The 17,242-nt window shown below is 76.0% G+C and carries 16 protein-coding genes; 5 read left to right on the forward strand and 11 right to left on the reverse strand.

Annotated features, from left to right (window positions below; genetic code table 11):
* Window positions 1-111 precede the first annotated feature (111 nt).
* The 4 genes from D0Z06_RS15235 to D0Z06_RS15250 form a co-directional block, all read right to left on the reverse strand.
* Window positions 112-402 carry a hypothetical protein gene (locus D0Z06_RS15235; RefSeq protein WP_117378345.1) on the reverse strand — a complete coding sequence of 97 codons (291 nt, stop codon included), beginning with the start codon at window positions 400-402 and terminating at the stop codon, window positions 112-114.
* A 98-nt stretch (window positions 403-500) separates the two neighbouring features.
* On the reverse strand, window positions 501-944 hold the full coding sequence (locus tag D0Z06_RS15240; RefSeq protein WP_117378347.1) for a hypothetical protein: 444 nt from the start codon (window positions 942-944) through the stop codon (window positions 501-503).
* A gap of 73 nt (window positions 945-1,017) precedes the next feature.
* The gene (dusB, locus tag D0Z06_RS15245; RefSeq protein WP_233517715.1) at window positions 1,018-2,190 is read right to left on the reverse strand and encodes a tRNA dihydrouridine synthase DusB; all 1,173 of its coding nucleotides are present in this window, start codon (window positions 2,188-2,190) and stop codon (window positions 1,018-1,020) included.
* A gap of 37 nt (window positions 2,191-2,227) precedes the next feature.
* Window positions 2,228-3,364 (reverse strand): glutathione-independent formaldehyde dehydrogenase, encoded by a 1,137-nt coding sequence (locus D0Z06_RS15250; protein WP_117378350.1) that lies wholly within the window; start codon window positions 3,362-3,364, stop codon window positions 2,228-2,230.
* A 391-nt stretch (window positions 3,365-3,755) separates the two neighbouring features.
* On the opposite strand from D0Z06_RS15250, the gene D0Z06_RS25420 reads away from it, so the two are divergent.
* Together D0Z06_RS25420 and D0Z06_RS15260 are read left to right on the forward strand one after the other, a co-directional pair.
* Entirely contained in the window at window positions 3,756-3,989 is a 234-nt protein-coding gene (locus D0Z06_RS25420; RefSeq protein WP_158579996.1) for a type IV toxin-antitoxin system AbiEi family antitoxin domain-containing protein, read from the forward strand.
* Between the two features lie 29 nt (window positions 3,990-4,018).
* Complete coding sequence (locus tag D0Z06_RS15260) at window positions 4,019-4,795, forward strand: hypothetical protein (RefSeq protein ID WP_147332061.1); 777 nt, start codon at window positions 4,019-4,021, stop codon at window positions 4,793-4,795.
* A 262-nt stretch (window positions 4,796-5,057) separates the two neighbouring features.
* On the opposite strand, the gene D0Z06_RS15265 is transcribed toward D0Z06_RS15260, so the two are convergent.
* Window positions 5,058-6,461, reverse strand: a complete 1,404-nt coding sequence (locus D0Z06_RS15265; RefSeq protein ID WP_233517716.1) for a glycine--tRNA ligase — start codon at window positions 6,459-6,461, stop codon at window positions 5,058-5,060.
* A 120-nt stretch (window positions 6,462-6,581) separates the two neighbouring features.
* Window positions 6,582-6,881 (reverse strand): HNH endonuclease, encoded by a 300-nt coding sequence (locus D0Z06_RS15270; protein WP_117378358.1) that lies wholly within the window; start codon window positions 6,879-6,881, stop codon window positions 6,582-6,584.
* Between the two features lie 186 nt (window positions 6,882-7,067).
* On the opposite strand from D0Z06_RS15270, the gene D0Z06_RS15275 reads away from it, so the two are divergent.
* Complete coding sequence (locus D0Z06_RS15275; RefSeq protein WP_117378359.1) at window positions 7,068-8,417, forward strand: cation:proton antiporter; 1,350 nt, start codon at window positions 7,068-7,070, stop codon at window positions 8,415-8,417.
* A 91-nt stretch (window positions 8,418-8,508) separates the two neighbouring features.
* On the opposite strand, the gene D0Z06_RS15280 is transcribed toward D0Z06_RS15275, so the two are convergent.
* Both D0Z06_RS15280 and D0Z06_RS15285 read right to left on the reverse strand, forming a co-directional pair.
* A complete protein-coding gene (locus D0Z06_RS15280) occupies window positions 8,509-8,802 on the reverse strand; it encodes an antibiotic biosynthesis monooxygenase (RefSeq protein ID WP_117378361.1) in 294 nt (97 codons plus the stop codon).
* A gap of 115 nt (window positions 8,803-8,917) precedes the next feature.
* Window positions 8,918-9,757 carry a hypothetical protein gene (locus tag D0Z06_RS15285; RefSeq protein WP_117378363.1) on the reverse strand — a complete coding sequence of 280 codons (840 nt, stop codon included), beginning with the start codon at window positions 9,755-9,757 and terminating at the stop codon, window positions 8,918-8,920.
* Window positions 9,758-10,058: 301 nt separating this feature from the next.
* Between D0Z06_RS15285 and D0Z06_RS15290 the strand changes: the two genes are divergently transcribed.
* Window positions 10,059-11,912 (forward strand): serine/threonine-protein kinase, encoded by a 1,854-nt coding sequence (locus D0Z06_RS15290; RefSeq protein ID WP_117378365.1) that lies wholly within the window; start codon window positions 10,059-10,061, stop codon window positions 11,910-11,912.
* A gap of 81 nt (window positions 11,913-11,993) precedes the next feature.
* Here the strand turns inward: D0Z06_RS15290 and D0Z06_RS15295 are convergent, their stop codons facing one another.
* Entirely contained in the window at window positions 11,994-12,827 is an 834-nt protein-coding gene (locus tag D0Z06_RS15295; protein ID WP_117378367.1) for a serine/threonine-protein kinase, read from the reverse strand.
* Window positions 12,828-13,124: 297 nt separating this feature from the next.
* Between D0Z06_RS15295 and D0Z06_RS15300 the strand changes: the two genes are divergently transcribed.
* On the forward strand, window positions 13,125-15,227 hold the full coding sequence (locus tag D0Z06_RS15300) for a cation:proton antiporter (RefSeq protein WP_199522334.1): 2,103 nt from the start codon (window positions 13,125-13,127) through the stop codon (window positions 15,225-15,227).
* A 98-nt stretch (window positions 15,228-15,325) separates the two neighbouring features.
* Here the strand turns inward: D0Z06_RS15300 and D0Z06_RS15305 are convergent, their stop codons facing one another.
* Together D0Z06_RS15305 and D0Z06_RS15310 are read right to left on the reverse strand one after the other, a co-directional pair.
* A complete protein-coding gene (locus tag D0Z06_RS15305) occupies window positions 15,326-16,807 on the reverse strand; it encodes an FHA domain-containing protein (protein ID WP_117378368.1) in 1,482 nt (493 codons plus the stop codon).
* Window positions 16,807-17,238, reverse strand: a complete 432-nt coding sequence (locus tag D0Z06_RS15310) for a hypothetical protein (protein ID WP_117378370.1) — start codon at window positions 17,236-17,238, stop codon at window positions 16,807-16,809. Before D0Z06_RS15310 ends, D0Z06_RS15305 begins: the two co-directional genes overlap by 1 nt.
* Between the last annotated feature and the right edge of the window lie 4 nt (window positions 17,239-17,242).

The following is a 17,242-nucleotide window of genomic DNA, read 5'->3' on the forward strand; positions in this document are numbered from 1 at the left end:
GGGGACACGCCAGCCGTCGTCCCACGACCGGTGGGGTGCGCGGGCGACGAGCCGCGGCCGGGCCGTGCCGGGCGACGACGGCCCGGGCCACGGGACCCCCGCGACGGGGGGTCAGGCGACGAGGAGGAAGCCGACGAGGGCGAACAGCAGCGTGACCGCCACGACGACGGACCCGACGACCAGGCCGGTGCGGTTCGGCGGCGAGGGGCGCGGGGAGACGTAGTTCGGGAACCCGGTGGCGTACTGCTGGCGCGTCGGCGGTTGCTGGGGGGCGTACTGCGGCTGCGGCGCGAAGGGCACCTGGCCCGGGAAGCCGATCTGCGTGGGCGCGGCGGGCGGCGGCACGGGGGCGGCGGGCGGCACGGGCGGGCCGGCGACCGGCTGGGGGGACGGGTGCGACAACGCGGTTCCTTCTCTCGGGGCCTCCCGGGCGGGCGCCGGGCGGGCGGCAGACATGCTGGCACCCCGGCCCGGCGCTGAGAAGGGAACGGCGCGCGGCGTCAGCCCGTCGTCCCGCAGATGCGCGGGCCGTCCTCGCTGACGACCGTCACGGTCGACGAGCCGCCGTCCGCCCAGCCGATCCGCACCCGCTGCGCCGCCTCCCCGTCGACCTCGGCCGCGCGCACCGCGGCGACCTCACCGGCGCCGGTGACGCCGTAGGCCTCGGCGACGTCCTCGGGGGCCACGCGGGCCCGCTCCGCGGTGCACAGCAGCAGGTACGCGGTCTCGGTGTCGCCCTGGCCGAGCGCGTCGAGGAAGACGCCGGTGACCTCGCGGGCCTGCTCCTGGGGGCTGCCCTTGACCAGCGGGAGCCCGACGGCCATCGCCAGCGCGACGGCGACGGTCCCGCCCAGGACGGCCAGGATCAGGCCGCGGGCCGAGCGCGGCGTGCCCGTGTGCAGCGGCGCCGGGCCGTCGTCGTAGAGGAAGGGACCCGTGCTCATGGCTCGATCCGCTCCTCGCTCGCCGGCGCTCGCTGCGCTGCTCCCTCGACCGTCGTCCTCGCAGAGGTCCTGCTCATCCGCCGCTCACCATCAGCTCGGCCCCGGCCGGCGGCCGGGGGTCGTCGCGGTCCTCGAGCCACCCCTCGGGCAGCGCCACGGGACGGGGCGGGCTGGTCCGCCCGCGCGGCCCGCCGAGGACGGCGGTCGGGTACGGCTGCTCGGGGATGCCGGCCAGCAGCCCGGCCAGCTCGTCGAGGGAGCTCACCATGGCCAGCGCCCGGCGGACGTCGGACCCCACGGAGAACCCCTTGAGGTACCAGGCGACGTGCTTGCGGAAGTCGGAGCAGCCGTGCCGCTCGCCCTGCTCCGCACCGAGCAGCTCCGCGTGCCGGACCATGATCGCGGCCACCTCGCGCAGGGTCGGCAGCGCGCGCTCCGGCCGCCCGGCGAAGGCGGCGGCGAGGTCGCCGAACAGCCACGGCCGGCCCAAGCAGCCGCGGCCGACCACCACGCCGGCGCATCCGGTCTCGGCGACCATGCGCAGGGCGTCGTCGGCCTCCCAGATGTCGCCGTTGCCCAGCACCGGGATGTCGACGGCCTCCACCAGCCGGGCGATGGGCGCCCAGTCGGCGGTGCCGCTGTAGAGCTGGTCGGCGGTCCGCCCGTGCAGGGTGATCGCCGCGGCGCCCTCGTCCTGGGCGATCCGGCCGGCGTCCGCGTAGGTGACGTGGGCGGCGTCGATGCCGATGCGGGTCTTCACCGTCACCGGGACGTCGCCGGCGGCGCGGACGGCGGCGCGCACGACGTCGCGGAAGAGCACCCGGCGCCACGGCAGCGCCGACCCGCCGCCCTTGCGGGTCACCTTGGGCACCGGGCAGCCGAAGTTCAGGTCCACGTGCGCCGGGCGGGTACCGGCGACGCCCTCGTCGACGAGCATCTCCACGGCCCGGCCGACCGTCGCCGGGTCCACGCCGTAGAGCTGCACGGAGAAGGCATCCTCCTCGTCCGGGGTCGCCCGGACCATCTGCAGCGTCTTCTCGTTGCGCTCCACCAGCGCCCGCGTGGTGATCATCTCGCAGACGTAGAGCCCGGCGCCGAACTCGCGGCACAGCGTGCGGAACGCCGGGTTGGTGATGCCGGCCATCGGGGCGAGCACCACGGCCGGGTCGACGGTGAGGGCGCCCAGGTGCAGCGGAGCGGGGCCCGTCCCGGTGGACGGACCCCGCTCGAGGACGCTGCTGCTCACGCCTCCCAGGGTAGGTGAGGCCCGGACCGGTCCCGGCTCACGCCGCCGGGTGCAGCACCACCTTGGTGTAGCCCTCGATGCGCTTGTCGAACTTCTCGTAGGCGTCGGGCGCCTGGTCCAGCGGCAGCTCGTGGCTGACCACGAAGGAGGGCGTGGCCCGGCCGGCGACGATCATGTCGCGCAGGTAGCGGTTGTACCGCTTGACGTTGGCCTGCCCGCAGCCCAGCGACAGCCCCTTCTCGAAGAAGGTGCCGAACGACAGCAGCAGCTGCCCCTTGCGGGCGGCCTCGTCCGCCCCGCCCGGGTCGGCGGGCAGGTACAGCCCCGGCACCCCGAGCCGCCCGGTCGGGTTGACCAGCGCGATCAGCGACTCCAGGACGGCGTTGGCGTGCTCCTCGCCGCCCTCGCCGTGCGCCTGGTAGCCGACCGCGTCGATGCCCTTCTGCACGCCGTCGCCGTGCCGCATCTCCCGGATCTGCTCCACCGCGTCGGTCCGGCCGAAGTCGACCGGGACGCAGCCGATCTCCTCGGCCTTGGCCAGCCGCTCGGGGACCTTGTCGACGACGTAGACCACGCTCGCGCCGCGGAGCAGGCTCGAGTAGGCCGCCATCAGGCCCACCGGCCCCGCGCCGAAGACCGCCACCGTGTCCCCCGGCCGGACCTCGGCCAGCTCGGCGCCGTGGTAGCCGGTCGGGAAGATGTCGCTGAGCATGGCGAAGTCGGCCTCGTGCTCGTCGCCCTGGGGCAGCTCCAGGCAGTTGAAGTCGCCGAAGGGCACCCGCAGGTACTCGGCCTGGCCACCCGTGTAGCCGCCCATGCTCACGTAGCCGTACGCCCCGCCGGCGAAGCCGGGGTTCACCGTCTGGCAGAAACCGGTGAAGCCGCGCTCGCAGTTGAAGCAGAAGCCGCAGCCGATGTTGAACGGGAGGTTCACCCGGTCGCCGGCCTTGACCTTGGCGACGCCGGGGCCGACCTCCTCGACGATCCCCTGGTTCTCGTGGCCGAACACGATGCCCGGCTCGGCCGAGGTGCGGCCCTCGTACATGTGCAGGTCCGACCCGCAGATGTTCGTGGAGGTGACGCGGACCAGGACGTCGGTCGGGTCCTGGACCCGGGCGTCCTCGACGTCCTCGACCGCGACCTCGAACGGACCCTTGTAGACGACTGCCTTCACGGGGGTCCCCTTCCCCGCGCGGGGACCGGACGGCGGCCTGGCCGCCCTGGGTCTCCCCCGCGCTCCCCTGTCCCCTGCCCGGGACGACCGCGGCCGACACCCACCCGGGGCGCCTCGACACCGGAAGGTCCGCGACCTGGGCGGGCCGCTCCGGGTGGTGACGGTCGGCCGCACCCGTCGCCCGCCGGGTCGACCCGGTGCGGCCGACGTGGAGCCGTGCCGTGGCTCGGCTCAGCCTCGGCTGGCCCGGGTTGACCTGGTCGATGTCGGGGGGCCGACCGGCACCTGCCACGCGGCAGGCGCCCGTCCACAGATCGTCCCGGCGCACGCTGCGCACGGCGGTCGCCCGTCAGGCTGCACCCGTGGCCGTCCACCCCCCGTTCCGCTGGCCGTGACCGAGCGCGGTCGACGGCGTCTCGGCCTCTTCACCACCGCCGAACTCGCCGTCACCGGGGTCGCCGAGAGCAAGGTGCGCACGGCGGTGCGCTCGGGTGCGTGGGTGCGCCTGCGCACCGGGGTCTTCGTCTCCTCCACCGACCTCGCCGAGGTGGAGCGGACGGGGCGTCGACCCGGTCTCGACGCGTTGGCCGTGACCACCGGCCGGCGCGACCGTCCGCCGTCCTGAGCGGTGCGACCGCCGCCTGGGTATGGGGGATGCCGCGACCGAGGTCGGCGACGTCGGTGGTCGAGCTGACCGATCCGCACCGGTGGCGTCGCGGGCAGGGCTGGTTGATGACCCGGGCCGGCCTGCCGGACGACGAGGTGGCGGCGCGCGGGGCCTACCGGGTGACCACCGCCGCCCGAACCGTCGTCGACGTGGCCCGGGCGTGGCCCGAGGTGCACGCCGTTGCCGCGGCCGACGCGGCGCTGCTGCGCGGGCTGGTGACCCGCGAGGAGCTGCAACGGGTCCTGGACCGGCAGTGGTGCGTGCCGGGGGTGCCCCGGGCGGTCCGCGCCGTCGGGCTGGCCGACGGCCGGGCGGAGTCGTGGCTGGAGACCTACGGCCGGTTGACCTTCGCCGCGCTGGGCCTGCCGCCGTTCCTCCCGCAGGTCGAGCTGCGGGTCGGCGGCCGGCTGGTCGCGGTCGTCGACGGCTGGTACCCCGACGCAGCGCTCGCCGTGGAGTTCGACGGCCGGGTCAAGTACCGCCGACCGGCCTTCGGACGGTCCCCCGAGGAGGAGCTCTGGAAGGAGAAGCGGAACGAGGACCTGCTCCGGTCCCTGGGCGTGCGGTTCGTCCGGATCACCGTCGCGGACCTGGACCGCCGGCGCCCCGAGCTCGAGGCACAGGTACGGCGCTCGCTGGCGATGCCGGGCCCTGCGTCCCGGGACTTCAGCGAGACCCCACGCGAGGTCGGGCGGTACCGGGACGGGCGCGCCGGTGACGACGGCTGGCTGGCTCGCGCCGACGACCTCGTCGGCGCGGGGTGACCCGGGTCACCTGACGTGGGGCCGTGCCGTGACACGGCTCCACGTCAGGTGGAGCGGGTGAACCCGCCGGCGGGCCCGCAGGGTCCCCGAGGAGGACCGGGGTCTGGTGCTCAGCGCAGGCCGGGACGGCACCTGGCCGTGGTGGCGGCCCGACGAGCGGGGCCCGCAGGGTCCCCGAGGAGGGCCGGGGTCTGGTGCTCAGCGCAGGCCGGGACGGCACCTGGCCGCGGTCGGAGGCCGGTAGGCCGACAGATCACGGAGCTCAGCAGACGGGCAGGCGGGTCTTCAGGTAGGTCTCGACCTGGTCGAGGGCGATGCGCTCCTGGCTCATCGAGTCCCGCTCCCGCACCGTCACCGCCTGGTCCTCCAGGGTGTCGAAGTCGACGGTGAGGCAGAACGGCGTCCCGATCTCGTCCTGCCGCCGGTACCGGCGGCCGATGGCGCCGGCGTCGTCGAAGTCGACGTTCCAGTTCTGGCGCAGCCGCGCCGCGAGGTCGCGGGCCTTGGGCGAGAGGTCGGCGTTGCGCGACAGCGGGAGGACGGCGGCCTTCACCGGGGCCAGCCGCGGGTCCAGCCGCAGCAGCGTGCGGGTGTCGACCCCGCCCTTGGCGTTGGGGGCCTGGTCCTCGGTGTAGGCCTCGACGAGGAAGGCCATGAGCGAGCGGGTCAGCCCGGCCGCCGGCTCGATGACGTACGGCGTCCAGCGGCTGTTGCTCGCCTGGTCGAAGTAGGTGAGGTCGGCGCCGGAGTGCTCCGAGTGGGTCTTCAGGTCGAAGTCGGTGCGGTTGGCGATGCCCTCGAGCTCACCCCACTCCGAGCCCTGGAAGCCGAAGCGGTACTCGATGTCGACGGTGCGCGTCGAGTAGTGCGACAGCTTCTCCTTCGGGTGCTCGTAGTGCCGCAGGTTGTCCGGGTGGATGCCCAGGTCGGTGTACCAGCGGGTGCGCTCGTCGATCCAGTACTGGTGCCACGTCTCGTCGGTGCCCGGCTCGACGAAGAACTCCATCTCCATCTGCTCGAACTCGCGGGTGCGGAAGATGAAGTTGCCCGGCGTGATCTCGTTGCGGAAGGACTTGCCGATCTGGCCGATGCCGAACGGCGGCTTCTTCCGGGCCGCCCCCATGACGTGGGCGAAGTTGACGAAGATGCCCTGCGCGGTCTCCGGGCGCAGGTAGTGCAGCCCCGACTCATCCTCGACCGGGCCGAGGTAGGTCTTGAGCATCATGTTGAAGTCGCGTGGCTCGGTCCACGCGCCCTTGGTGCCGCAGTTCGGGCAGGTGATGTCGGCCAGCCCGTGCTCCGGCGCCCGGCCCTTCTTGGCCTCGAAGTCCTCCTCGAGGTGGTCGGCGCGGAACCGCTTGTGGCAGTTCTGGCACTCGGTGAGCGGGTCGGTGAAGACCCCGACGTGCCCGGAGGCCACCCACGTCTGCCGGGGCAGGATCACCGAGGAGTCCAGGCCGACGATGTCGTCCCGGCCCTGGACGACGGTCCGCCACCACTGCCGCTTGATGTTCTCCTTGAGCTCGACGCCCAGCGGGCCGTAGTCCCAGGCCGAGCGGGTGCCGCCGTAGATCTCCCCGGACGGGAAGACGAAGCCCCGTCGCTTGCAGAGGTTGACCACCTTGTCGAGGCGGGCAGGGTCGTGCGGGGCGGTGCGGGGGTCCACGGGCGGGGGCTCCATCCGGCTGGCGGTCGGCGGCTGACCGGTCCACGGTAGTCGGCCATCGCGCGGCGCCGTCCGGGCCGGTCGGCCGGCACCCGGCGGTGGTCGGCCGCGCCCGCGCGGCTACGGCCCGAACAGCTTCGCCAGCTCCTCGCGGACGGCGACGTGGCGCGCCAGGAACGCCCGTTCGTCCAGCCGCGTGCGGCGCAGCCACCCGGTGACCTCGTCGTTGCACTTGCTGGCGTTGCAGGATCGGCAGGCCGGGGCGATGTTGTCCACCGTGTACCGCCCTCCGCGGGAGATCGGCAGCACGCAGTCGCGCTGCTGCGGCCTTCCGGTGGCACCGCAGCAGGCGCACTTGGCCCACGCGGCGACCAGCGCCGCCCACCGCTCGCCGTCGAGGTCGTGGTCGACGCTCCTCATCCGGCGGCTGCGTCGCCGGGCGGGCCGTGCCCGCCTGCTCCGGCCGGCCGCCACGCGCGGAGCGCGGCCCCGGGGACCGGCACCGGAGACACCGCCGAGAACCCGCGCGCGGAACCGGTGACGGCGGCCGGGGGCGTGGGCCACAATGCGCCGCCCTCCTCCCCGCCCGCCCCCCGGAGACCCGCCATGCCCGTTCCGTCCCTGCCCGGGGACCAGGTGGTCGCCTTCGTCCTCCTGGACGTCGCGATCATCCTCGTCGTCGCCCGGCTCGTCGGCGCCCTCGCCCTGCGGGTCGGCCAGCCCCGCGTGGTCGGGGAGATCCTCGCCGGCGTCCTGCTCGGGCCCTCGCTGCTCGGCGCGAACCTCTTCGTGTGGGACGAGTCGTGGGCGTTCCTCGCCTGCGACCGGTCCCTGGCCGAGGGCGTCGCCCCCAGCATCACGTCCTGCTTCTTCCCGGCCCAGGCGCAGAGCGGGCTGAACCTGCTGGGCCAGCTCGCGCTGATCCTCTTCATGTTCCTGGTCGGTCTGGAGCTGGACACCGACCGGCTCAAGGGCCGCTACGCGGGCATCGCCACCGTGTCGGTCGGGGTGGTCGCCATCCCGATGGCCGCGGCGTTCCTCCTCACCCCGGTCCTCTTCGACGACGACTTCCTGGGCACCGGCGACCCGACGCGGGTCGGTTTCACGCTCATGGTCGGCGCGATGCTGGCGGTGACCGCCTTCCCGGTGGCCGCCCGGATCCTGCAGGAGAAGGGCCTGTCCACCACCCCGCTCGGCATCACGGGCATCGCGGCGGCGGCCGCGGTCACCGTCCTCATGTTCCTGGCCGTCGGCGTCGCGCGCGGCGTCGCCGCGGGCGAGCCCGGGACGACGCACCTGTGGCGGCTGGTCGGCACGCTGGTCTACCTCGCGGTCATGTGGTTCGCCGTGCGGCCGCTCATGGCCCGCCTGCTCTCCGGCACCTCGGCCGACCGGCCGCTGGAGGGCACCCAGCTGGCCGCCGTCCTGGTGCTGGTGCTCGCCTCGGCCTACGCCGCCGACCGGATCGGCGTCCACGTCATCGTCGGCGGGTTCGTCGCCGGCCTGGTGCTGCCCCGGCACCCGGTGCTCACCGGCGCCCTGGTGTCGAAGCTCTCCGACGTCGCGGTGGTCTTCCTGCTGCCGGTCTTCCTGGCCTACAGCGGGCTGCGCACCGACTTCACCACGCTGACCTGGGCGGTGGTCCCCGGCATCGCGTTGTTCGTGGTGGTCGCGGTCGCCGCCAAGTGGGGCGGCGGCCTGGTCAGCGGCCGGTTGGGCGGGCTGAGCTGGGCGGAGAGCAACGCCCTCGGCATCCTGATGAACTGCCGCGGGCTGCTGGTCCTGGTCGTTGCGCTGGTCGCGCTCAACGCCGGGGTGATCAGCCCGCAGCTGCAGGCCGGGGTGGTCGTCATGGCCCTGGTGACGACGGCGATGACCGGCCCGCTGGTCGACCGCTTCCTCGGCCGCCCCGCGCCGGCGGCCCCCGTGGAGAACAAGGTGCTCGAGGCGGACTGACCGCACCCGACCACCACGAGCGAGGCGCCGGTCCGGATTCCCCCGGGCCGGCGCCTCGCGCCGTCCCGGGGGCCGCGGGCCGGCGGGTGGGTCAGGCGCCGGCGTCCTCGACGAACGTGCCGGGCTCGTCGAGGGCCCGCACCCACACCGGCGCGCCGGCCACCTTCACCTCGGCGGCGGAGAGCGCCCGCCGGTAGGCGCCGACCCCCTCCCAGCGGGTGAGCAGCGCCCACAGGGTGGGGTCGTCGGCGGCCCGGCCGACCCGGCCGTCCCGGAAACCCGGGCGGCCGGCGAGGGCGGCCAGCAGCGCGGCGACGTCGGCGGCGACCGCCCCGGCGTCCGCCTCGGGCACCCGCAACCTGGTCACCGCGAACACGGCGGCCATCGTGCCAGCCCGGTGGCCGGGCCCCGGGGCCGCCCGCGACCCCCGGGTACGGCGACGGCCGGCCCCGGGCGGGCGCCCGGGGCCGGCCGTCGGGTGCGGTCGGTGCGTGCCGTCGTCAGGCGAAGTTGCAGACCAGCAGGCGGGAGTCCACCCAGACCTGCACGGACTGGGTGCTGCCGCTGTCCAGCTGGAGGTCGAAGGTGACGACGTCGACGGCGTTGGCCGCGTCGTACCGCACCTCGACCGCGTTGCCGTCGACGATGGTCGCCCCGCCCAGCGTGGCGGTGATGAAGAAGCCGACCAGGTAGTCCTGCGGCGTGAGGTCGGTGCCGGCCGCCCCCTCGGCAGCGGCCTGCTGCAGCTCCGGGCAGGTCAGCGCCCAGACCGCGGCCGGGTCGACGTCGGCCATGCCGACCATCCAGTCGAAGGCGAGCTGGACCGAGCCCGGGAACTGCTCGGTGCTGCCGCCGCCGCTGGGCACCTGCGGGGTCGTCCCGGTCATGCCACCGCCGGTCTCGGTCCCGCCGCCCGGGGAGCTGCCCGCGCCGCCGGGGATGCTGACCGGGCCGGACATGCCCATGTCCATCGCCGGGGCCTGCGACGAGGGCGGGGCGCTGGTGCTGGTGGTCGCCGGGGCCGCGGTCGTCGTCCCGCCGCCGTCGTCGTCCCGCAGCAGGAAGAACCCGCCCACGCCGGCGGCAACGAGGACCACGACCAGCGCGGCCAGGACCCACGGCAGGGCGCTGCCCCTCTGCGGCGGCCGGCCGTACCCGCCCGGGCCCGACCCGGGGCCGAACGGCCCGCCGGGGCCGGCCGGCGGGCCGTAGGGGCCGGGCTGCGCGTACGGCCCCGGCTGGCCGTAGGGGCCGAGCTGGGCGTAGGGCCCCGGCTGGCCGTAGGGGCCGGGCTGGGTGTACGGGCCGGGCTGCCCGTAGGGGCCTGGGGGCTGGCTCATCGTGCGTCTCCCGTTCGGGCGAAGGGGTGCGCGGGCGGCGCGCGGGCCCCCTGGCAGCGACCGGGGCGGGCCCGGAGCGAGAGCAAGGTAGAGGCGCACCGGCGATCCGCCTACCGCTTTCGGCGCGACGGCCGATCACAGCTGGGTCACGGCACGACGCACCGGCCACGGGAAGCCGCACCGGCCGCGCGCGGGGCGGTGGTCGGGGCCCGGTGGCGTCCCTACACTCCCTCGACGCCGTCCGGGCGCCGGCCCGGACGAGCACCCGCACAGCGGGGGGACGGAAAGGCCAGCAGTGGAATTGGAACAGTTCGGCGCCTATCGCATCGAGGCGCTGCTCGGGCGCGGCGGCATGGGAGAGGTGTACCGCGCCTACGACACCGAGCACGACCGGGTGGTCGCGCTCAAGGTCCTCTCCCAGCACCTGGCGGCCGATGCCGGCTACCGGGAGCGCTTCCGCCGGGAGGCCCACCTGGCGGCCCGGCTCAACGAGCCGCACATCGTGCCGATCCACCGCTACGGCGAGATCGACGGGCGGCTGTTCCTCGACATGCGGCTGGTGCCCGGCCGTGACGTCGCCGCCGTCCTCGCCGAGGAGGGCGCGATGACGCCGGCGCGGGCGGTGTCGGTCATCAGCCAGACCGCGCGGGCGCTGGACTCGGCGCACGCCGACGGGCTGGTGCACCGGGACGTCAAGCCCTCGAACATCATCGTCACCGGCAGCGGGGACGACGAGTTCGTCTACCTGGTCGACTTCGGCATCGCCCGCTCGACCTCCGACGCGCAGGGCCCGGCGCTGACCCAGACCGGCGCCGCGCTCGGCTCGTTCGACTACATGGCGCCGGAGCGCTTCCTCGAGCAGCCGATCGACCGCCGGGTCGACGTCTACGCCCTGGCCTGCGTGCTCTTCGAGTGCCTGACCGCCCAGCGACCGTTCGCCGGCGACGGCCTGGCCACGCTCATGTTCGCGCACCTCAACACCGAGCCGCCCGCGGTCTCCTCGGTGCGCCCCGGCCTGCCGGCGGCGCTGGACGACGTGATCCGCAGGGGCCTGGCCAAGGACCCCGCCGAGCGCTACGCCACCTGCGGGGAGTTCGCCGCGGCCGCCCGGGCGGCGCTGAAGGAGTCCGGGGTCGAGGCGCGGCCGGTGCCGGCGGCGCCGCCGACGTCGATCACCCCGATGCCGTTCATCCCGCACACGGTGGGCTTCTCGCAGCCCGGCGCGCCCGGCGGGCCGGCCACCGGCTACCCGCAGCCGCTGGCGGGCACCGCCGCGGGCCTGGGGGGCGGCACCGCGACCGGGTACGGCCCGCCGCCGCCCCCGGGCGCCGGCTACGGCCCGCCGTCCAACCCGGGCGCCGCCTACGGCCCGCCGTCCAACCCGGGCGCCGCCTACGGGCCGACGTCCAACCCGGGGTCCGCCTACGGGCCGACGTCCGCCCCCGGCGGCGGCTACGGCCCGCCGTCGGACCCCGGCCCGCCCGGCTTCCCCCCGGCGGCACCGGCCCCGGGCGGCGGGCGCCGGAGCAGGCTGCCGCTCGTCCTGGGGGCCGCCGCGGTGGTGGTCGTGCTCGTGGTCGTCGGCGTCATCGCGCTGACCCGGGGCGGCGGCACCCCGACGCCCCGGGTGGCCTCCGACGTGACCACCGCGCCGGTCACCACCGAGCCCACGCCGGAGCCCACCCCCGCGCCGGAGCCGGAGGAGGACCTGCGGGCGATCATCCCGCTGGGCTTCGACGGCGCCGGCTGCCGCACCGGTGACCCGTCCAACGACGGCGAGCTCGCGGTGCTCGACTGCGGGGCCTCGACCGCGCAGCCGGGCCCGCAGGACTCCTCGTTCTACCTGTACCCGGACGCCGAGACCCTCGACGGCGTCTTCCTCAGGGACGTGACCGGCGCCGGGATCGCGGAGCTGCCCGCCGGCACCCTGTGCCCCGACGCCCAGGGGTACGGCTACTGGCAGGCCGACGGCGAGCAGGTCGGCCGGATCGCCTGCTACGTCGACGAGGGGACGCAGAACGCCTTCCTCATCTGGACCGAGGAGGAGTTCAACGCCGAGGCCATCGTGGCCATCGCCGGCGCCGGGCAGGAGGGCCTGGTGACCCTCATGGAGTGGTGGCGGCAGAACGCCAACAGCGACTTCGTCCGCCCCTGACCGGCGACCCGGCCGCGCACGGCGAGGGCCCCGGTCCGGCAGCTGCCGGGCCGGGGCCCTCGCCGTGCGTGCTGCTCCTGATCAGGCCGGCGCGGCCGCCGCGAGCGCCTCGAGCCGCTGGGCCACCAGCAGGGCGGTCGGCGGGCGCCGCCCCACCGGGGCCAGGCAGTCGCGCACCAGGGCCTCCTCGTCGGGGGTCATCCCCGGGGAGATCGCCGGGGTGGCGGTCATGACCTTGCGGATGGCCAGCAGCGGCTCGCCGTCGGGCAGCTCCCCGTAGAGGCCGTTGCCGGTGAGCGTGCGGTGCAGGGTGGCCCCGATCGCGAACACCTCGGTGGCCCGTGACGGCCGCTCGCCACGCAGCAGCGCCGGGTCCAGGTACTCCACCGACGCCGCCCCCGCCATGCCGGTGAGGGTGACCCCGGGGGTCAGGAACCGGGCCAGGCCGAGGTCGGAGAGCTTGCCCCCCTCCTCGGTGAGCAGGATGTTGGCCGGCTTGAGGTCGCCGTGGGTCAGGCCCGCCTCGTGCAGGGCGTGCAGCGCGGAGGAGGCGTGCGCGACGGCCCGCAGCACCTCCCGGCGCCCCAGCGGACGCGCCGGGGCGGCGAGGGAGCCGAGCGGGCAGTACTCCATCGCGTACAGGAAGCTGTCCTGCAGGACGGCGTCGTAGACGCGCACCAGGTAGGGCGAGCGCACCTGGGCGAAGGCGCGCAGCTCCCGCACCCCCCGCTCGTAGGCCTGCTCGCCGTGCGTGCCGCTGAAGACCTTCACCGCCACGTACTCGTCGGGCAGGCCGAGCCGCGCCGGCGGGCGCGCCAGGTAGAACCGGCCGTTGTTGCCCTCCCCCAGCACCCGGACCACCTGGTAGTCCGCGATGGCGGCAGGCGCCGGGCCCGCCAGGCCGACGGCATCCATCCGATGTCCTCCTGGATCTCGTGCTCCGGCGCGTGCCGGGACGCCGCGCGTGCGGCGGCGGCCCAGTGTGCAGAAGCGGGGCCCGTCCGGGAAGCGGTCGGCTCCCGGGTGTGCCCGCGCCGTCGCGTCCGGGACGCCGGCCGCACCGCGCGCGCGGGGCCGCCACGACCGGGCACCCGCCGTTACCATCCGCGCCCGGATCCGCCCTGCTGCGGGCGGTCCCCCGGGCCGCACGGGCCCGCCTCCCCACGCCCCCCGGGACCCGGCAGCACGGGCCCGGCTGCAGTCGGAGCACCGGTGGACCACAGCATCGCCGAGATCGTCGCCTACGTCTTCCTCGACCTGGCGGTGATCGTCCTGCTCGCCCGCCTCGTCGGCCGGCTCGCCGTCCGGGTCGGCCAGCCCGCCGTCATGGGCGAGATCATCGCCGGGATCCTGCTCGGCCCGACCCTGCTCGGCGCCCTGCCCGGCGACCTCGACACCCTGCTCTTCCCGCCCGACGTGCGGCCCTTCCTCGAGGTGCTGGCCCAGCTCGGCCTGGTGCTGTTCATGTTCCTCGTCGGCCTGGAGGTGGACCTCTCCTTCATCCGCGGCCGCGAGCGCATCGCCCTCTCGGTGTCGGTGGCCTCGATCGTGCTGCCGTTCACCCTGGGGTTCCTGCTGGCCACCGTGCTGCACCCCCGGCACGACGAGGTCGGCGGGGAGGCGGTCCCGCTGCTGTCCTTCGCGCTCTTCCTGGGCGTGGCGATGTCGATCACCGCGTTCCCGGTCCTCGCGCGGATCCTCGCCGAGCGGGGCATGCACCGGATCCCCACCGGCGTGCTCAGCCTGGCCTGCGCCGCGGTGGACGACGTCCTCGCCTGGGCGCTGCTGGCGGTCGTGGTGGCCACGGTGGCGGCGACCTCCCTGGCCGGGGTCGCCCAGATCCTGGTCTTCTCCGCGGTCTTCGCCGTCGTCATGTTCGGCGTCGTCAAGCCCCTGCTGCGCCGCCTCGTGGCCGGGCACGAGCGGGCCGGGCGGCTGACCCCCGACATGCTGGCGCTGGTGCTCGTCGGCATCCTCGGCTGCGCGTGGGTCACCGAGGAGATCGGCATCCACTTCATCTTCGGGGCGTTCGTCTTCGGCGTCGTCATGCCGCGGCAGGGCGCCGCCGCGCTCACCCACGAGATCACCGACCGGCTCGAGCAGGTGAGCGTGCTGCTGCTCCTGCCGGTCTTCTTCGTCGTCACCGGGCTCAACGTCGACATCGGCGCGATCGACGTGACCGGGCTCGGCGAGCTCGGGCTGATCCTGCTCGTGGCGATCGCCGGCAAGGCGGTGGGCGCCTTCGCCGCGGCCCGCGCCCAGCGGGTGCCCCGCCGGCAGGCGACGGCGCTGGGCGTGCTCATGAACACCCGCGGGCTCACCGAGCTGGTGATCCTCAACATCGGCGTCCAGCTCGGCGTCCTCGACGGCGAGATGTTCACCCTGCTGGTCGTCATGGCCGTCGTCACCACGCTCATGACCTCGCCGCTGCTGCGGCTGGTCTACCCGCCGCGGGTGCTCGAGCGGGACATCGCGGCCGCCGAGCGGGCCGCCCTGGGCCTCGAGGAGGCCTACACGGTGCTCGTCGTGGTCGAGGAACCGGAGCGCGACGCGGCGCTGGTGCACCTCGCCTGCGACCTCGTCGGGCGCGAGGCCCCCGCCCAGGTGGTGCTGACCCGCGTGGTGCGCCGGTCGCGGCCCCGGCCGGAGGTGGCCAGCGGGCTGGGCGCCGACCTCGCGCTCATGGCCTCGGCCGGGGTCGAGCTGCGCGACCTGGCCCGCATCGTCGAGGCGCGCGGGATCCGGGCCTCGGTGGCCTCCCGGTTCGGCGACGACCCGTGGAGCGACGTGGCCGACGTGGCGGGCACCGCGGCCGCCGACGTCGTCCTGGTCCGCAGCGGCTGGGGGCTGCCCGAGGGGGCGCCCGGGCCGGCCCCGGCGTGGCCGGCCCGGCTGGCCGGCACCGTCGTGACGGTGAGCGGCGAGCTGGGCGGGGCGGGGCTGGCGCCGTCCGGGCCGGTGTCGCTGGTGCAGGACGGCGGGCCCGACGGCCGGGCCGCGGTGCGCCTGGCCGCCCAGGCGGCGCTGGGCCGCGCGGTGCCGCTGCGGCTGCGGTCCGGGGGCGACGGCTGGCGGGCGGGCCGGCGGGCCGCGGGGGTCGCCGAGGGGCTGCGCCGCGCCGGCGTGCCCGTCCTGGACGACGCGGGCGCCGGGGAGGCGCTGCCGGCGCTGGTGGTCGCGCCCGCCGGGGCGCCGGCCGGCGCGGAGGCCGACCTGCTCACCCCGGTGCTGCACGTGCACGCCGGGCAGGCCGACCGCGACCGGGACCTCGAGGAGACGCTGGCCGGTCTCACCACCGGCCCGGCGGTCCCCTGACCTCCGGAGCCGAGGCCCGCTGCCGGTGCCTGACCCCCGGCCGGGCGCACGACGGCGCCCTGCCCGGTGACCGGGTGGGGGCGCCGTCGACGTGCGGGTCAGTACCCGCCGTGCGGGGACTCGAAGGCGAAGCTCCGGCTGCCCATGCGCACCGCCATGCCGGGGGTGAGCTGCACCGGCTGGCCCGGCACGAGGGAGGACCAGGCCGGGGCGCCCCGCGGTGCGACCAGGGTGCCGTTGGCCGACCCGGTGTCGACCAGGACGACGTCCCAGCCCTCGAGCCGGATCTCGGCGTGGTGGCGGCTCACCCCGCCCGTCGGGTCGACCACCAGCAGCGGCCGGACCGCCCCGGCGCGGACCCGCTCGTCGGTCTCCGGCTCCCTGCCGAGCAGGTAGTCGGCGTCCAGGCTCACGGTCGCGCCGTCGTCGAACACCAGCAGGCCCAGCGGCGGGCGGACGCCGTCGGTGAGGACGCCGGTCTGCTGCGCCATCCGCACGCCGCACAGCGCGCAGAACTGCACCCGCGGGTCGTTGAGGTGCCCGCGCGAGCAGAGGAAGCCCTTGACCCGGGGACGGCCGTCCTCGGGGTCCCGGGCGACAGCCGCGGGCGGCTGCTCGCCGGAGACCACCGGCAGCGGGGCCCGCGGGGGCTCGGCCTCCTCGGGCGGCGGCGGGGCCAGCAGCGACACCGCCCGGGCCGGTGGCGGCAGCTCCACCTGCGGCTCGGGCACGGCGGGCGGGGCCGGCGGGGAGCCGTGCCCGTGCTCGTCCCCGGGGCCGGCGTCCGGGTGCGGCGCGACCGGGGCCGACCCGACCACCGGTGCGCCGGGCGCCCCCGACCGGCCCGGCTTGCGCAGCGTCCGCGGCGGCGGGACGGCGGCGAGAGCTCCCGCGGCCGCGCCGGGCGCGGGGAGCCGGACCGCCGTGGTGGCCGGCGGGGCGTCCGCGGCGGCCGGCCGCGCGGGGGCGGGGGCCGACGAGAGGACGGCGGCCGCGCCGGGCACCGCGCCCGCCTCGAGGTCGGCCAGCGGGTGCGGGGCGGTGCCGATCGGGGCCCCGGCCGACAGGCGCAGCGCCGCCGGCGGCCAGTCGACCAGCCGGGCGAGGACGGCGGTGCCGTCGGGCAGCCGCTCGCCGTCTGCGGAGGTCAGCCGGAGGCCCAGGTCGGGCACCTCGGCCACGCCCCGGCCCACCAGGCCGAGGGCCAGCCCCTCCTCGGTGGCCGCGGCGAGCGCGAAGGAGGGCAGGTCACGGGCCGCGGACAGCCAGGCGCGGACCTCGTCCTGCAGCCGCCGGCCGGGGGCGCGGGAGCCGGCCGCCGACACCGCGCGGCAGAGGTCGACCAGCTCACCGACCCGCGGGTGCCCCACCGGGGCCGCCTGCGGCGCGGCGACCGGGGGCGCCCCCCAGCCGCCGAGCCGGGGCGCCGGCGACGGGGCCGGCGCGTCGGCGGTCCGCACGGACACCACCAGCACGATGCCCGGCATCCGGACGACCAGGTCGTCCCCGGGGGCGACGGCCACCGCCACCTGGTCGAACGGGGGGACGGTGCCCGCCCCGAGCGGCGCGGGGACCGCCATCAGACGAACCTCCCGCCCCGGTTGCGCCAGTGCACGAACGGCACCCGCAGGGGGCCGTTGGCGACGAGGAAGACCAGCAGCCACGTGCTCGTGAACAGCAGGACGAAGGCCGGTCCGGGCATGCTGTCGACCCAGGTCGCGCCGCCGGCGAGCAGGAACCAGACCAGCAGCCCCTCCGGGATGCCGGTGATCAGCGTGAAGAACGTCGGCCAGTCCTTCTCCCACCGGAACTGCTGCAACCCGTGGTAGACGAGCTCCCAGAGCACGCCCAGCACGGTGACGAGGAGCAGCACCGAGAAGGTGGCCGCGTAGGAGGCGCCCAGCGGTGCGCCGGTCGGCAGCAGCGGGGTGAGCACGAGCGTCCACAGGACGCCGACGGTGGCCAGCAGGAAGACCCGGGTCTGGATGCGGCCGTTGAGGGTGGGGATCACGGAT

It is taken from the genome of Geodermatophilus marinus (assembly GCF_003428645.1).
GTDB lineage: Bacteria > Actinomycetota > Actinomycetes > Mycobacteriales > Geodermatophilaceae > Geodermatophilus.

Bases quoted from the DNA above. Each gene is read 5' to 3' on its own strand.
- D0Z06_RS15240 (WP_117378347.1), bottom strand. From the start codon at position 944: ATGAGCACGGGTCCCTTCCTCTACGACGACGGCCCGGCGCCGCTGCAC.
- D0Z06_RS15260 (WP_147332061.1), top strand. From the start codon at position 4,019: ATGCCGCGACCGAGGTCGGCGACGTCGGTGGTCGAGCTGACCGATCCG.
- D0Z06_RS15270 (WP_117378358.1), bottom strand. From the start codon at position 6,881: ATGAGGAGCGTCGACCACGACCTCGACGGCGAGCGGTGGGCGGCGCTG.
- D0Z06_RS15275 (WP_117378359.1), top strand. From the start codon at position 7,068: ATGCCCGTTCCGTCCCTGCCCGGGGACCAGGTGGTCGCCTTCGTCCTC.
- D0Z06_RS15280 (WP_117378361.1), bottom strand. From the start codon at position 8,802: ATGGCCGCCGTGTTCGCGGTGACCAGGTTGCGGGTGCCCGAGGCGGAC.
- D0Z06_RS15285 (WP_117378363.1), bottom strand. From the start codon at position 9,757: ATGAGCCAGCCCCCAGGCCCCTACGGGCAGCCCGGCCCGTACACCCAG.
- D0Z06_RS15295 (WP_117378367.1), bottom strand. From the start codon at position 12,827: ATGGATGCCGTCGGCCTGGCGGGCCCGGCGCCTGCCGCCATCGCGGAC.
- D0Z06_RS15305 (WP_117378368.1), bottom strand. From the start codon at position 16,807: ATGGCGGTCCCCGCGCCGCTCGGGGCGGGCACCGTCCCCCCGTTCGAC.